The 16707-nt window shown below is 39.0% G+C and carries 10 protein-coding genes; 5 read left to right on the forward strand and 5 right to left on the reverse strand.

Features of this window, described 5'->3' with window-relative positions; all coding sequences use genetic code 11:
- On the forward strand, positions 1-4315 hold a 4315-nt coding region (locus I8748_RS30395; RefSeq protein WP_198128208.1), incomplete at its 5' end, for a WD40 domain-containing protein.
- Positions 4316-4411: 96 nt separating this feature from the next.
- Here the strand turns inward: I8748_RS30395 and I8748_RS30400 are convergent.
- The 4 genes from I8748_RS30400 to I8748_RS30415 form a co-directional block, all read right to left on the reverse strand.
- Positions 4412-6235: a diguanylate cyclase domain-containing protein gene (locus tag I8748_RS30400; protein WP_198128209.1), complete on the reverse strand. Its 1824-nt coding sequence runs from the start codon at positions 6233-6235 to the stop codon at positions 4412-4414.
- Positions 6236-6244: 9 nt separating this feature from the next.
- Positions 6245-7228, reverse strand: a complete 984-nt coding sequence (locus I8748_RS30405) for an ABC transporter substrate-binding protein (protein WP_198128210.1) — start codon at positions 7226-7228, stop codon at positions 6245-6247.
- 113 nt (positions 7229-7341) lie between these two features.
- Positions 7342-8820: an ABC transporter ATP-binding protein gene (locus I8748_RS30410; protein ID WP_198128211.1), complete on the reverse strand. Its 1479-nt coding sequence runs from the start codon at positions 8818-8820 to the stop codon at positions 7342-7344.
- Positions 8821-8892: 72 nt separating this feature from the next.
- On the reverse strand, positions 8893-9945 hold the full coding sequence (locus I8748_RS30415) for a BMP family protein (RefSeq protein ID WP_198128212.1): 1053 nt from the start codon (positions 9943-9945) through the stop codon (positions 8893-8895).
- Between the two features lie 103 nt (positions 9946-10048).
- On the opposite strand from I8748_RS30415, the gene I8748_RS30420 reads away from it, so the two are divergent.
- The 4 genes from I8748_RS30420 to I8748_RS30435 all read left to right on the forward strand — a co-directional run bounded on the left by I8748_RS30420 (position 10049) and on the right by I8748_RS30435 (position 14816).
- Positions 10049-10483, forward strand: a complete 435-nt coding sequence (locus tag I8748_RS30420) for a DoxX family protein (protein ID WP_198128213.1) — start codon at positions 10049-10051, stop codon at positions 10481-10483.
- 175 nt (positions 10484-10658) lie between these two features.
- On the forward strand, positions 10659-11153 hold the full coding sequence (locus I8748_RS30425; RefSeq protein ID WP_198128214.1) for an ureidoglycolate lyase: 495 nt from the start codon (positions 10659-10661) through the stop codon (positions 11151-11153).
- Between the two features lie 877 nt (positions 11154-12030).
- Positions 12031-13560: a hypothetical protein gene (locus tag I8748_RS30430; protein ID WP_198128215.1), complete on the forward strand. Its 1530-nt coding sequence runs from the start codon at positions 12031-12033 to the stop codon at positions 13558-13560.
- Between the two features lie 866 nt (positions 13561-14426).
- Positions 14427-14816: a fatty acid desaturase gene (locus I8748_RS30435; RefSeq protein ID WP_198128216.1), complete on the forward strand. Its 390-nt coding sequence runs from the start codon at positions 14427-14429 to the stop codon at positions 14814-14816.
- A gap of 520 nt (positions 14817-15336) precedes the next feature.
- Here the strand turns inward: I8748_RS30435 and I8748_RS30440 are convergent.
- Entirely contained in the window at positions 15337-16623 is a 1287-nt protein-coding gene (locus tag I8748_RS30440; protein ID WP_198128217.1) for a glycosyltransferase family 4 protein, read from the reverse strand.
- Between the last annotated feature and the right edge of the window lie 84 nt (positions 16624-16707).

Consider the following 16707-nt stretch of genomic DNA (forward strand, 5'->3'; position numbering starts at 1 on the left):
GGATGAGGGGGATGAGGGGGATGAGGGGGTATTTTCTGGTGCAACTCGTCCTATTCCTCCAGCTTTGATGTCTTCCCCTTTACTCAGGCAGGGAGTTTTACTGTTTTATATTGGGCTATGTTATTGCCGCTTAGCTGAACAAAATCAGATAGAAAATCGTCGCCATTGGGATGTAGCTAAATGTTATTTTCAGCAATGCTTGAGTGTGTTACAAGTGGCTGGTCGTCCAGATATAGCTGCTGAATTTATTGGTCAACTGGCTGAAGTTTTGCAACATATGCAAGAGTGGGAAGATTTGCAAATTGTTGCTCAAAAATCTTTAGAGTTGCATCAAACTTATGGCAGTCAAATTCAACTTGCTTGTGACTACGGTTTTCTGGCTCAAGTGGCTGTACAACAAGCGCGGTGGGTACAGGCGAGTATATTGGCACATGTATCATTGCTAAAATTAGCTGAGGCGCAAAAGCAAAGCGGGAGTCAACAATCTTTATTTCCGTTACTATTGGCGCAGATTTCTTATTTAGTTTTAGCGAAAGCACAAAGAAATCTGGGTGAGCAAAATGTCGCCCGTGAATATTTAGATAGAGCTAGTAAGGAACTGTCAGCAGCTTTAGAAAATAGTACTCATCAATATGATGCCCATCGTTATATTCGCCTGTTACGGAGTTTGCGATCGCTCTATTTTGAAGCAGGTAGATATGTAGAAGCCTACACCATTAGACAGAAACGGCGTTCTGTCGAGCAACAGTATGGTTTCCGCGCTTTCATTGGTGCAGGTCGCTTGCAACCACAACGACAGGCGACAAACCCCGCTTTGATGTCGTCATCTGGAAGTAGCAGTGTCGCTTTAGAAATAGTTGCCTCTGGTCGAGAACGAGATATTAACAATTTAATTGGTAGAATTAGCCGCGCGGATCAAAAGCTGACGGTAATTCACGGTCAGTCAGGGGTGGGTAAAAGTTCTATTGTCAGTGCAGGGTTAGTGCCAGCGTTGCAAAATAGAGCAGTTGGTGATCAAATTGCTGTACCTGTGGTCTTACAAGTTTATACCGATTGGGTACAGGCTTTAGGCAAATCTTTGAGTCAGGCAATCTCTCAAATCAAGACAGAGGTAGCCATTGAACCGGATGCTTTGCCATACGCTGATACACCCATAACCATTGCCGATATCTTGCAACAATTACGAGAGAATGCTAATAACCATCTGATAACAGTTTTAATTTTTGACCAGTTTGAAGAATTTTTCTTTGGTTATAGCGATCGCCAGCAAAAGCAAGCATTCGATAGATTTATCAGTGACTGTTTAAATATATCTTTTGTGAAAGTGATTCTCTCCTTACGAGAAGATTATTTACATCGTTTATTAGAATTTCAACATCTCTCAGCCCTAGAGGCAATTAATAATAATATCCTGGACAAAAATATCCGCTACCAATTAAAGAATTTTTCGCCAGAATATGCCAAAGCCATCATCCGCAAATTAACAGAACGTTCTCATGCTCACTTAGAACCTGCCTTAATTGATGCTTTAGTCGATGATTTATCCACAGAATTAGGAGAAGTCCGTCCTATAGAATTGCAAGTAGTTGGGGCACAACTCCAAGATGAACAAATTACTACACTACAGCAATATCAGCAATATAGACCAAACAAACTAATTGAAAAATATCTCAAAGAACTGATTAAAGACTGCGGCCCAGAAAATGAACAAGCAGCTTTACTTGTTTTGTATTTATTAACAGATGAAAGTAACAAACGCCCTTTTAAAACTCGTGCAGAATTAACCGCAGAACTAGCAGAATTAGAAGATGCTGCCAAATTAGAACTAGTATTAGATATTTTAGTGCGCTCTGGGTTAGTGGTGTTATTCCCTGATGTACCAGAACGCTATCAACTGATTCATGATTATTTAGTAGATTTAATTCGCTACCTACAGCAACAAGAATCGAGTTTACAAGCACAACTGAACCAACTACGCTCTAAAGTAGATCAAAGTCAAGCTGAAATTGAGCGACTGAAAACCGAACTCAGACAAAAAAAGCATCAAGTCAAATTAGTAGGTTCTCTCCCGCAACAGGGATTAGATTTAGTTACAGAATTACGAGAACTTCGTAAGCGTGAAGAACTGAGTCAGTTAGAAATTGAGCAATTACGAGCTGAACTAAAGGAAAAAGAATTAACAACTCAATTAGCAGAAAGTCAGGAGAAACAAAGGCTAAGTGAAACTCGATTAAATCGTTCACTGAAAATTGCCTTAACTGCTTCAATCCTCGCGATCTTAGGATTAAGCGTCTCGATTATTACAGCAGTCAATAACGAAATTAAAACCCAGAGTGTATCCAGTGAAGCACTGTTTGCTTCCCAAAAAGGTATCGATGCCTTAAAAGAAGGTTTAAAGGCAGGGAGAAAATTGCAACAAGCAGTCTGGGTAGATGATAATACCAGAGAGCAGGTACAGACAGCGCTCTATCAGGCAGTGTCCGGAGCAAGGGAGTATAATCGCTTAGAAGGGCATTTATCTGGAGTAAATACTGCTACATTTAGTCCCGATCGCTCTTTAATTGCCTCTGCTAGTGCAGACACCACTATTAAACTCTGGTATCCCGATGGTAGCGAGTTTACAACTTTATCAGGGCACAAAGATGTAGTTAATAGCCTCAGTTTCAGCCCAAATGGTCAAATTATTGCTTCTGCTAGCCAAGACAAAACAGTAAAATTGTGGAGCCGGGATGGTAAATTGCTTAACACCTTCAATGGTCATCAACTTGGGGTAAATAGTGTTAGCTTCAGCCCTGATGGTCAAATTATTGCTTCAGCTAGTAGCGACAAAACTATCAAGCTTTGGAATCGAGACGGTAAATTACTCAAAAACTTAGAAAATAATAGTGCTGTGTTAGGTGTAGCCTGGTCGCCTGATGGTCAAAGTATTGCCTCTGTAAGTGCTGATAACACTATCAGCCTTTGGAGTAGAGACGGTCAGCCACTCAAAACTTGGAAGGGACATAATGATGCAGTCTTGGCTGTATCTTGGTCGCCTGATGGTCAAACAATTGCTACCGCTAGTTTAGACAAAACAATCAAACTTTGGAATCTGTCAGGGAACTTACTAAGTATTTTGTCAGGTCATAGTGCAGGAGTTACTGGTGTAGCTTGGTCGCCTGATGGTCATACTATTGCTTCAGCCAGCATCGACGAGACAATCAAACTTTGGGGTGCTGATGGTGTGTTTTTGGGTACGCTGAAAGGACATAATAATTGGGTAAATAGCGTCAGTTTTAGCTCTGATGGTCGCACCCTCGCTTCTAGTAGTCGGGACAAAACTATCAAACTCTGGCGTTGGGATGATTTGCTGCTACGCAACCCCAAAACCGATAACAATGATTGGATTACTAGCATTAGTTTTAGCCCAGATGGACGCACCTTAGCAGCAGCGAGTCAAGATAACACTGTCAAAATTTTAACTCGTTATGGGAAATTACTCCGCACTTTCAAAGGCCATAATAAGCAAGTTTGGGGTGTGAGTTTCAGCCCTGATAGTCGGGAAATTGCTTCAGCGAGTAAAGATGCAACGGTAAAGGTTTGGAGTAGCGACGGTAAACTATTGCACACCTTGCAAGGTCATAATGATACAGTTTTGGGTGTGGCTTGGACGCCTGATGGTCAAATCATTGCTTCAGCGAGTAAAGATGCAACGGTGAAACTTTGGAGTCGTGATGGTAAATTGCTACGCACTTTACAAGGTCATCAAGATGCAGTTAATTGGGTCAGTTTCACCAAGGATGGTCAGTTACTAGCTTCAGCTAGTGACGACAACACAGTGAAAATCTGGGGTATTGAAGGTAAATTAATATACAACTTAAAGGGTCATAGCCGCCGGGTGAATGGTGTAGCTTGGTCGCCTGATAGCCAAACTCTTGCCTCAGTTAGTATTGATAGTACGGTGAAAATTTGGAGTCGGAACGGTCGTCTACTTAAAACTCTCAAGGGGGATGGCGATAGTTTCATCGGTGTCAGTTTTAGTCCTGATGGCAAGACTTTAGCAGCTAGCAGTGATGACAAAATCAGACTTTGGAATCAACAAGGAACTTTGTTGATTGTGTTGAAAGGTGATAAAGAAGAGTTAACTAGCGTTAGTTTTAGCCCTGATGGTCAAATTTTAGCGGCAGGTAGTGGCAATGGTACAGTAATTTTTCGGAAATTAGCTGATTTAAAGCTAGAAAATTTACTGTCACAAGGTTGTACTTGGCTACAGGATTATTTGCAGACTAATCAGAGGGTAACAAAAAGTGATCGCGCTTTGTGTCCTGGTAGGTAATCGGGTGCAGGGGGGATGAGGGGGATGAGGGAGATGAGGGAGAATTCTTAACTCCTAACTCCTAACTCCTAACTCCTAACTCTTCATTCACTGTGGTTATATTTCTAGCAAAGACTCATGGTAAATGTTCTCGTTAAATGAGTAACAATAGCGATCGCGCCCCTTTTGTTTGGCATTGTACAGTGCTTGATCGGCTGAAGTGATGAGTGTATCTGGTTTGATGTCGTAAGTGGGTATGACACAAGTAATACCCAAACTAACTGTGACGATATTCTTGATATCAGACTGTGCATGAGGAATAGCCTGATTGTGAATTGCTTGTTGAATATTTTGTGCTACTTTGATCGCTCCTGGTAAGTCAGTATTGGGGAGGAGTACCGAAAATTCTTCTCCTCCATAACGCGCTACTAAATCAGCAGGACGGTGAACTGTCTGTTGCACTGTTTTGGCTATTCTAATTAGACAATCATCGCCTCCAAGATGACCATAGTAGTCGTTGTAAGATTTGAATTTATCAACATCGAATAAAATCAGTGACAGGGGTTGTTGTTCTTGTGCAAGGCGTTGCCATTCTACTTGCAGTCTTTCATTGAAGCAGCGACGGTTAGCTACCTGAGTCAAACCATCTAGATTTACTAGTTGTTCTAGTTTCTGATTGGCATCTTCTGCTGTTTCTTTAGCAATTAATAACTCTGCTGTTCTCTCCTGTACCCGTTGTTCCAAAGTTTCAAAAGATGTTTGTAACTGAAGTGCCATGTTGTTAAACGACTTTGCCAGTTGACCTATTTCGTCTTTTGAGCTTATTTTGGCGCGGATATTTAAGTTACCTGCGGTAAACTGCAAAACTATATTGGTAAGGTAAATTATTGGCTTTGTTAGCAGTTCCCCAATGGTAAAAGCGACGATTGTCACGACTGAAGCGATAATTGCAAATAGAAACATTGCGTCACGCATTTGCTTTTTTACAGGTGCGAGGGCAACAGTCAGGGGTTGTGCGAACAACACAGACCAAGGTTTATATTTTAAACGAGCGATCGCAATCAAATTAACCTGATTACCTGTTGCTGATAAAGATGCAATTAAATATGAATGTTTATTATCTAATGCTTGCTTAAGTTTTAACTCATTAGTTGCCAATTCTTTGACAGGATAATTGGGCAAACGCCCTTTCCTTTGTAGTTGATTTATAACCTCCAAAGGCAGAGGTACAATTGATTTAAAAAGTAGTTTTGGTGCAGTACTATGTGCCAAATAAATATAATTTTCATCTAAAAGAATAGCAAAGGATTTTGCCCCTGCCCGTTCAGTTTGTCGAGTTACTAACTGCTGGACAACAGTAGCATTGTAAGAAACACGCAATACACCCAATATATCTCCCTTGGCATTGCGAACCGGACTGCTAAAAAACAGGGTAACAAGATCAGGAATTGTCGGCGATCGCTTCATACCAGAAACAAAGGATAACCCAGTTTGCAGAGGTTTCTTAAAATAATTTTCAACTGATTCATCTTTGCCAATATTCGATGTCTGTGTATCCAATACATTTTTCCCATTTAAGTCGAGCAAAGCATAGGAGAGAATATTGAGCATATCTTTGCGACTAAGACGAATTAATGTTTCTGTCGCCAATAGCATTTCGGGGCTGTCATCTCGCTGTTTTGGAGCTAGGCTGAGGTAGCGTGCTAAACCTGGTAAAATCGCCTCTACGCGCACGGCATTGAGATTACCATCAATAAAGGTATCTATTCTATTAGCGGTTTCGTTAGTCGCCGCAGATAAAGCTTGTCGGGCGTTGTCTGTTAGTGCTTTTTCAGTTGTCTGTTTGTTAATAAATGCTAATAATAGCAAAGGAATCAAAGCAACAATGAGAAACGAGGTGATCAACTTTGTACGGATGCTGCCCAAAAAAGGCTGCTGCATGGCTTTAAACTAGGAGGGAGGATTCAAGAAGGAAGAATTGAACAAACTTTTTAACTCAGGAATGCGGGTAACATTTCCAGAGCGAATAAAAAAGTCTGCATATATATTGGCAGTTTTGTAGATGGAGTTAGGGTTGCTAGATTGAAATAATTTTTGATTTTCAGCTAAATCAGTTAGGTTTACTCCCTCCAGAGAGACTGTATTGCTAGGAATTTTTAAGGCTTTGCTGATGATAGCGTTTCCTTCTTGAACATTTGCTTTCCAGTAGGCGGCGGCTTGCAGCCATGCTTGCACAAATGCACGAATGTCTTGGGGGCGATCGCGGATTGTATCACCGCGAAAGATAATCATATCTAAAATCAAGCCAGGAGTTTGTTTACTGGTAAATAAAATATGTCCTCCTGATTTAATAGCTTCAGAAAGATAAGGTTCCCAAGTGTGTCCGGCTTGAATAACATTATTTTTCAGGTGTTGAGGAATTTCTAAAGCCTCTAATTTAAGCAAGTTCACATCATCGCTGGTTAAGTTAGCAGTTTTCAACATTTCAGTCACAAAAACTTCGCTAAAACCGCCTAGATTTGCACCTAGCTTTTTCCCTTTCAAGTCAGCGAGGGTTTTAATTTGTGATTGGGCGACTACCACATCTGCTCCTATTGATTCATCTATCACCAGCACACCTTGTATATCAGGATTTGTGGCACTTAAGATAATAAAACTTCCCAAGGATGCTGTAATACCATCATACTTACCCGCACTGAAATTTGCTCTTTCTAATTGAGTGTATCGCTTATTATAAATTAGTTCTACATCTACCCCTTGGGCTTTGAAGAATCCTTTTTCTTTAGCAATGATGCCTGGATATTCTCCAACAAAATATCCAATTGGCATTTTCAGGGGAGGGCGTTTTAATTCGGTTGGTACTGAAGCATAACAAGCAAATAGCAAACAGATGATAATGAGAAAAATACTAAAATATTTGAGTAGTTTAAACATACAATACTTGATAAATTTTAATAAATTTTTATAAAATATTTCAATAAATTAAATTATCTATTAAAACTTAAATAACGGAAAAACCTTGTTAATTTATTTATGAAAAAAAATAATTATTTTCTTATCCCTCCACCCATCAATAAACCAATCTCTTCAACTGTCGCTGTCTGTGCATCTAAAATAGCGACAAACTCACCCCTGTACATTACAGCAATGCGATCGCTCATTGCCATTACTTCTTCTAATTCAGTAGAAATATACAAGATTGCCGCGCCGCGATCGCGTTCTGCTAACAATCGAGAATGTACTGCTTCGGTTGCGCCCACATCTAGCCCCCGTGTTGGTTGCATGGCTACAATTAAATCTGGTTCCCCTGCAAGTTCCCGCGCCAACACTACCTTTTGTTGATTTCCCCCTGAAAGTTGACTGACTTTGATATCTTCTCCCGTCGCCCGGATGTCAAATTCTTGCATTGCAGACTTCGCATGATTGCTAATCGCCTCTTTTTGTAATAAAAAGCGACGACAAAACGGCGACTTTTTAAAAGCTTTCAAAATCAAGTTTTGGGCGATACTAAATTGCAAGACCAAACCCATTTTTTGCCTATCTTCAGGAATGTAACCAATAATCCCTCTTTTTAAAGAAGAATCTCCAAACTCGATTTTTCCCTGTTTAATGCTTTCTAAACCAATGATTGCATTAGCTAATTCTCGCTGTCCATTCCCATCAACACCTGCAATTCCTAAAATCTCCCCCGCCCGCAAATCAAAAGATAAGTTGCGGACAGCCACAACACCCCGATTATCTTTCACTTGCAAATTCTGCACTGATAATGCTATCTTTCCTGGCGATAAAGGTGATTTTTGGATATGTAAAGCCACTTCTCGCCCTACCATCAATTCTGCTAACTGGTGAGGTGTGGCTGATTCGGTTGTGGTCGTTGCTACTACTTTTCCCCGCCGTAATACTGTGATTGTCTCGCAGAGATTAATAACTTCCTCTAACTTGTGGCTGATAAAAATAATTGTCTTGCCAGCAGTCGCCAATTGCTGCAAGATCGTAATTAATGATTTTACTTCCGGTGGTGTCAAGACTGCTGTAGGTTCATCGAGAATCAATAATTGGGCTTGGCGGTAAAGAATTTTGAGAATCTCTACACGCTGCTGTACACCTATTGGTAAATTTTCTACTTTAGCAGTCGGGTCAACTTCTAATCCATAAGCTTGAGATAATGCGGCAATTTCTTGTTGTTTTTGATGCAGATTCAGATGCCAATAATTCTCTGTTCCTAAGACAATATTTTCTGTAACAGTCAACTGAGGTATGAGCATGAAGTGTTGGTGCATCATACCGATTTTTAGTCTAATCGCTTCCTGTGGATCAATAATTTTGACTGGTTGTTCTTGGATATAGATTTGACCACTATCAGGTTGATATAAACCACTAATAATCTTCATTAAAGTGGTTTTACCTGCTCCATTTTCGCCTAAAATCGCATGAATTTTTCCAGTATCAACGCTCAGGCTAATATGATCATTAGCGACAAATGAGCCAAAGCGTTTCGTGATGTTTTCTAAGCGTAAATAAGTCAATTTTAGATTTTAGATTTTGGATTTTGGATTAAAATTTCGATAATTCAGCTATTACACAGTGTATGCAATAACTTATGTATTGACTTTTTTGACACAGCGTGTGCCTTTACCACCTTCTTGGCAGTTGTCAAACGTGATTTTTTTATTGATAATTTCTTGTTGCGTCTTTAGGGCTTTTTGCTTGACTGCTTCTGGTACTGCTTTACCAAATTTACCTAAATTTAGTATATCTGGCTTTTCTAGCCCAATTGTATATATTTGACCTTTTAACTGTTTTTTTTGTGCTAGTTCTGCAAGGTAGGTGATTCCTAAATCTAACCGTTTAATAGCGCTTGTCAAAACAGCTTTGGGGGCCACATCTAACTGGTCTTTAGTGTTGCCAAAAGCATAAACTCCTTTGTCACTTGCAGTTTGTAAAACTACGTTGGAAGCATTATCTAACCATTGATAAATTACATCTGCGCCGGAAGAAATCAAAGCCAAAGTCGCCTCTTTCCCCTTAGCAACATCATTCCAATCACCTGTGAAAGTAGAAGTAATTTGGATATTTGGTTTAACTGATTTTGCCCCTAGTTCAAATCCCCGTAATTCTTCCTCTGTTGCTGCAAATTTTTCGCCTGCAATGTAAGCAATTTTGTTGGATTTTGTGATGGAAGCGCCAATAATACCGCACAAGTAGCTGGCTTGCAGGTGGTCTATTCGTAAAGAGGCAATATTTTCTCCTTTAAGATTACCATTTACACCAACAAAAAATGTATTGGGAAACTGTGAAGCGACTTGTTCCACGGCTGCATCAAATTGTCCACCGTGGGCAAATATCAAATTATAGCCTCTACGAGCAAAATCTGTAAGGGCTTCTGTTTGATCTGCTTGTGCGACTTGTTCCACATAGGCGATGTCTGCACCTAGTCTTTGTTTTGCTAGCTTCACTCCCTCGTAACCAGATTGATTCCAAGCTTTATCGGTGATGACTCCAGGGAGGGCGATCGCTATTTTAAACCCTTGACCGCTCCCAGATGTGGCTGTCTTGGTTGGATTGTTACTGCAAGCTTTCAGCAATAAGCTAGTAGCAAAGGTAGCTGAACCATACAAAACAAATCTACGCCGACTGAAATTTCTCATCATACACCAGCCTGATAAGTGATATTCCTACTATTGACCGAAGACAGACCGACACCAACCAATAACACTGAAATAGTTAGGTCAAGTGTAAAATCAGGTGAAACCCATGAGCAAAAATAAGGAACTGTTCCGTGTCATCCTTGCAGTATCTATTATCATAGTTGGAGTCACACACTTTGTTGTGCCAGAACAATATGTCAAAATTGTGCCACCGCAACTTCCTTATCCTTTAGGATTAGTTTATCTCAGCGGCTTTTATGAAATTTTGGGCGGTATTGGGTTATTAGTCCCGCCTGTCAGCCAAGCAGCTGCTTGGGGACTTTTTGTGCTTTTTATTGCTGTTTACCCAGCCAATATCAATATGGCGGTGAACCTGATTAAGGTTGACCATATACCAAATTCACCTTGGGTTCACGTAGTCAGACTTCCTTTGCAAGCAGTTTTACTTGCTTGGGCTTGGTGGTATACAAAACCTTCAGATAAAGAAAAACAAGCTTCTCTGATTCCTAAATCACTGATTCCCAAAGAATTAGAATGGTAATACCATTTTAGATTTTATATTTTAGAGCCAGTCGCGTGAGTGAGTCTCTTAACTTTTCCCTTAACTGGCGTGATTGTGAAAGATTTACTAGTAATCGTATTGAGCTTTTTATCAGTCGCAATTCTTTTTCAAATTGGTATAATTTGTAATTATTTTCAACAAATCAATATATTTTATGAGTACATCAAAAACAGTGCAACAATTGCAAGCTGAATGGATTACACGAGAAAATTTTCAGCGTTATGGACAGGTGATTTTTGCTAGTCAAGATGGTAAAGGTTTTGATGCAGAAGATGCTCAATTAAACTTGCAAAATGGAACTCCGCGATTTTATATTATGCGCCTGGATAAGCGAGGGCGGAAATTCCATAAAATTACTCGTCATGTACAATGTACTCAATGTTTAGGTTCCTTGGAAGGGAAAGACTGGTTTATTGCAGTTTGTCCTCCTCATAATGATGTGAATGAACCAGTGTTAGATGAAATTGCTGCTTTCCGTATTCCGGGAAATTGTTTTATCAAGTTAAATGAAGGAACTTGGCACGCGGGGCCATATTTTGAGCATGATGTAGTGGATTTTTATAATTTAGAACTCGCGGATACAAATGTGGTGGATCATTTCACCCACGATTTTCTCAAAAGTCATCAATTGGAGTTTGAGATGGTGTAGGTGAGAGAAGAGTTGAATTAGGTAGAAATGAGGTAGCGATCGCCTGATTGGATATTTGCGATTAACTGATAGGTTTAATCAAATTTCTGAAACTATAAACTCAGCACTAGAGGCAATGATGATGTGATTACCTCTAGTGCTGAGTTTATGTATCTATTTGAGTAGAAATTATATAGAGAAGTGGAAGATTTGAGTCAAAGATAAACCCTAGTAATGAGATATACCCTAGTAAAAGGTAACAGCACAAAGGGGAGGGTAACGAAACCATCCACTAGTGCATTATCACTAGAAATAGCAGAGATTACCCGCAGGCGTATTATCATTACGAGTTTTGGAATCAGAACGATCACCTTGTGAAGTTATAGAACTACATTCCCAAGCGTCTGCTGAACTAGATTCAGGAGATAGAGCAAGAAAAAGCGCCTGTTAGGAAGATTTTTCAGGTATTGGGTGATGAAATCATGATTTTGAGTTATCACAGTCAACAAGACTATATGAAGCTTTTATAAACTTAATTATTGCTTGTGCGAAGAGATCTTCATCTTAATATATAGGAATATTTTATGTATTTTTTAATACAACTTTTTATCATAAAATCATGACTTATGCAAAAATAAATTGCTTTTTTTTCAATTAAACTATGCGTTTTTAGCAAGATAAAAGCGAGATTTATCTCCTTATTTTCTTTTTAATAAGCAAATAAAATACCTTCAGAGGAAAAATAAGTTTAAAAATATACTTATGTTAGATATGTATAAGTATTTGTATTAGTTAAATAATTTAAGATTCAGTAAAAATGCTTATTTAACATAGAAATAGTGATAAATAATCATAGTGAATGTCAAAAACTGAATGGAAATTGATAGGAGGTAATGTGATGACATATAAAGATTTATTGTTTAGACGACAATTTTTGATCACACCTGACAGATGTGAAGAGCTTGAGCATTGGCAACATAAAACCCTTGGTAAGTTTCATATTTACGCTCACCCTGATATTGAGCTTAATGTTATTGATGAAAATCATGAAAAGCCTAAAATGGCTTTGATCGGATACATGATTGATCCAAATTTTCCAGAGCAAACGAACATTGATATATTAAGAAGTATCTATAATTCCATAAACTCCATCGATGGAATTTGTAAATATTTATATGATATGGCAGGACGATTTGTCTTAGTAATAGATGATCCGAAAGATACATTTATTTTTCATGATGCCTGCGGTTTACGAAGCGTTTTTTATACTCAAGAAGGAAAGTCAACTTACATTGGTTCTCAACCTCTGGTCTTTAAATATGTAATGCCGATCAAATATGATGAAAGATTTCATATTTACAACGAATCTAAGTACAAAAAGAGCAATATCGAACATTGGATACCAAGTGGGTGTTCTCTTTTTAAAGACATTTTTCATCTAGTGCCCAATCACTATTTACGATTATCTACTTTTGAACAAGTACGATATTGGCCAAATAAAGAATTGCAAGATGAGCCTCTTGAGTATGTCGCAGGAAAAGTATCTGAGTTGTTAGAGAGGTTAATGAAAGCAGGTAATTATAGGTTTTCATTAGCTTTTTCTTTAACGGCTGGATTTGATTCTCGAACTCTACTTAGCGCCTGTAAAGCTATTGCACCAGACATTTATTTCTACACGCTTCAATATCGTAAATTAACATTGTTGGCACATGATATAGCAATCCCAAACAAATTGTTGGGTTCACTTGGTTATGATCATCATGTAATAGATTGTAGAAAAAAAACTGATCCATCATTTGCTCAGGTCTATGCACTAAATACACCAATATCCCACAATAATGATTGGGGCGATATAGCCTATGGAATGATGGTAGGTGGTTATCCTTCAGATAGGATAGCTGTTAAAGGAAATTGTTCAGAAGCAGGTCGTTCTTATTATCGTACTCTTTATGAGACAACAGGAAATCATCAACCTCTTGAAACTCCAGAACAGATTATCGATTTAATACAAAGAGGATGGTATGAAATTCCTTTTGTGTGCGAACAAATAAGGGATTGGTACAATCAAACAAAACCAGTATCTGAGGTCAGCGGAATAGATATACTTGACCTGTTTTTTTGGGAACACCGAATGGGAAGTTGGCAAGCTCAAAGTCAGCTTGAATGGGATCTTGTACAGGAAGTATACACTCCTTTTAATCACAGACGTTTGCTGGAAATAATGCTCAGTACTCCAATAAAATACCGACGCGCCCCAGAGCATTTATTACATAAGGAAATATGCAAGACTCTTTGGCCTCAAGTTCTGGAACAACCGATTAATCCTCCTTCTCCTGTAAAAGACTGGTTTAAAAACAATTTTGAGCGGCTCGGATTAGAGAAAGTAGCAAGAATAATTTACACAGGCGTTGTTTCACAAATAGGCTAAACTGCTGAGAGAGCGAGGCAAGCAAGGTCTTGATGTTAACGCAGAATTAGGGTGATAACAAGAATACATTCCATCACCAAGTGATGCTGTGATGACGGAGTAAAAACTTTTCACAGATCGCAATGTGTATTTTGCTAAAACCAGAGAACAACTAGCAAATGGTGAGTTTGAATTTAAAGCGGAAGATTTGCCTAACATAATAGTAATTATTTACTGCTAGTAGAGACTTTAGTACTATCCATAAGGGGTCTACGGAGTTTTTGCAGCGAGTCTCAATTTACTCTTGATTTTCATAAAGGTAGTCTTCTAAGTCATTTAGACCCACCTTTGCAGTGTCTTTGCCTTTAAATAAACTGTAGGCATAGTATATCTTCATTAGCCTCTTTCTATTTTATTCATGTTTGCTGTTGTAAGCTAATCGTCATTCATTTTTCCGGGGTGAGTTGCTTGTGGTAAGCGGTTCAGCTTTGGGGTTATGCAACTTAAATGCTCATTAGCTTATCCAAGAAAGAGGCTGACAGGAAGAGGCATTTTTCTGCTTGATATCAAAAATTTTTTACTAAAATTGTGCGCTTGCTCTCAATTTTTATCTCTTTGAATCTTGCAATTTCACCCATTGAGCAGGAACAAAACAGCCCTGCTCTCCAAACCTCTCCCCGAAGGGGAAAGAGGCTTTGAAACCCCCATTTCCTCGTAGGGAAGGGAGGGTAGCGGGGTTAGGTTCGGAAGCTTTTGTTGTTAGTAATAATACTTTTTAAACATCCTCTAAGCGTTGGGTTGTAGAGCGAACTTTTGGTTGGTTTAATTGGTGTCGGTATTTAAGCAAGGATAATGAATTCCGCCTAATGGTTGGTTTAATCATCCTTATGTTCATCTTGTCTGTTGCTTTGCAAACCTCGTTTTTTCTAGATGTCTGGCTTCTTCCTCTGCTGCTAGGTGCTGCACCTATACATGCTTTAATTGAATTACCAGAACACTTAGGTTGCAATAGTAGTACAACAAATTTGTTCAAGAATACTCGAACTATTAGAACTAATAAGTTTGTTGAATGGTTTACAAATGGTAATAATTGGCATGTAGAGCATCACGAAAATCCAGCAGTGCCTATGGAGTATCTTCGTGAACGGCACAAGCAGCTTGCACCTAAGATCGAGTACCTAGAACCTTCCTACCGAGAATTTTACAGGAAATTCTTTAGAGATTTGATTAGTCGAAGCTTTAGAGGTGAAAGTAGCCAAGCCGCATTTAAAAATTAGGGACTTCCAGAAAATAAAATATACAATATCTAATAATGATAATCATTACAAAAAGGATAGAGGCTGCCGCAGGCAGCCTCTATCCTTTTTATAGTAAATTCGAGAATGATTAGATTGTTGGGTAGAAAAAGGTGTCTATTAATTTCTACTGCTGCCATGTCAGGTTGCTAGGATATGCTTTAGTCATTCGCTCACGAGGTGCTGATTATTATACAAATTTCAGCTTAAGCCTTGTGGGTTTTCTTACAACAGTCTCCCACTTTTAAAACATCCTCTAAATTCCTGTCATGATTCAAATTTTTTGTAGCTGCGATCGAACATTATTTATTAGTGTATTTATTAGTGTGTTCTCTTCCATCAGCAATCCCACACTATCGATGATTAGGCTGATTGCGTTTGTCGAAAAATTTATAGAAATTGACTCTAGCCATTACATTAAAAATATAGGAACACGAACTATTATTATCAACTGAGCTTGCAGATACTTTGATTAGAAATCTTCTTTAACTAATACAAATTTTCAAATATCAACAACTGATTTTTGAGATTTTAATCTTCGTGTGCTATCCAAAGTTGATGTTCTAGTAACTACATTAAAAAATAGCTCTTCATATTGCTTAATCGCATATTCAAAAGAATAGCGTTCGACAGCAAATTCTCTGCCTTTGTGACCTAGCTGTGCCGCCAGTGCCGGATTATTATATAAATCCAGTACCGCCTCCGCCAAGGCTGAAGGTGACTCTGGTTCTACAATCATACCGCCGCCACTCTCTGTGATTGCCTTAGCAGCCGTACCAGTCGCAGGTACCGAAGCCACTATTGGGCGACCGCTTGCCAGCAACAGTGGTATTTTGGAAGGCATATTGAAGGAAATGACATTACGCTTTTGCACAATCAACCCTACATCAGCAGCTGCTAGCATTTGTGGTAATTGTTCTCGCGGCTGCAACGGCAATAGCAAAACATTATCTGCTCCACAGGACAAACAATATTCTTGCAATCTTGCCAAGGCTGTTGATTCGCCAGCAATCACAAAGACAATATCTTGAATGTGACGCAATAGTGCAGCGGCGGCTACTACTGTCTCTAAACCTTGCGTCAGGGCGATATTACCAGAGTACATCACTACAAATTTGCCATCTAGCTGATGAGCAGATTTCCATTGGTTTTTCTCCTTGGCTAAGGGGCGAATGAAATTCACATTTACCCAATTGGAAATGCAAACTATTTTTTTGGCAGGTACTCCCTTTGTCACCAAATTTTCAAAAAAACCATCGGCTATCACACTGATGTTTTGTGCGTTGTGATATGCAAATTTCTCTAAGGCTTCACAGGCTTTTATCATCCATTTATTTTTCATTAAGCCCACGCGCACTGCTGCTTCTGGCAAAATGTCTTGTACATTCAGCACTACTGGGCATTTATATAATTTCCCTAGTAAAGCTGCTGGCAGTGAAACCAGTAGCGGTGGCACTGTTAAGAGAATCACATCTGGTCGCTTGCCATTGAAGGCTTGTGGTAAGCTTGTAACTATAAAACTCAACTCTAACAGTAGTCGATCTACAAGATTGGGTTTGGATTTTATTCGTAGATAACTGCGCTGGACTGTGACGCCATTGCTTTTTTCTGTGAGATACCACTTTCCCTGATAGCCTGGATATATCTGGCGTTGAGGATAGTTTGGCATCCCTGTTATTACCCGCACTTGATGACCTCGTTCTACCAGTCCTTCTGCCAGTTCTGTCATTAAGGGTGCGATTCCGATCGGCTCTGGATGATAGTTGTAGGAATAAATCAGAATGTGCATGATTTGTAAATTTTTTGAAGTCAGCCTCTGAGGCTCAGGTGTATTTTTAATATCAATAAATACTACTACTTTAATGATTAACTA

The sequence above is a fragment of the Amazonocrinis nigriterrae CENA67 genome (assembly GCF_016056305.1).
In the GTDB taxonomy this organism is placed as follows: Bacteria; Cyanobacteriota; Cyanobacteriia; order Cyanobacteriales; family Nostocaceae; genus Amazonocrinis; species Amazonocrinis nigriterrae.

Bases quoted from the DNA above. Each gene is read 5' to 3' on its own strand.
- I8748_RS30400 (WP_198128209.1), bottom strand. From the start codon at position 6,235: ATGCAGCAGCCTTTTTTGGGCAGCATCCGTACAAAGTTGATCACCTCG.
- I8748_RS30405 (WP_198128210.1), bottom strand. From the start codon at position 7,228: ATGTTTAAACTACTCAAATATTTTAGTATTTTTCTCATTATCATCTGT.
- I8748_RS30415 (WP_198128212.1), bottom strand. From the start codon at position 9,945: ATGATGAGAAATTTCAGTCGGCGTAGATTTGTTTTGTATGGTTCAGCT.
- I8748_RS30420 (WP_198128213.1), top strand. From the start codon at position 10,049: ATGAGCAAAAATAAGGAACTGTTCCGTGTCATCCTTGCAGTATCTATT.
- I8748_RS30425 (WP_198128214.1), top strand. From the start codon at position 10,659: ATGAGTACATCAAAAACAGTGCAACAATTGCAAGCTGAATGGATTACA.
- I8748_RS30430 (WP_198128215.1), top strand. From the start codon at position 12,031: ATGACATATAAAGATTTATTGTTTAGACGACAATTTTTGATCACACCT.
- I8748_RS30435 (WP_198128216.1), top strand. From the start codon at position 14,427: ATGTTCATCTTGTCTGTTGCTTTGCAAACCTCGTTTTTTCTAGATGTC.
- I8748_RS30440 (WP_198128217.1), bottom strand. From the start codon at position 16,623: ATGCACATTCTGATTTATTCCTACAACTATCATCCAGAGCCGATCGGA.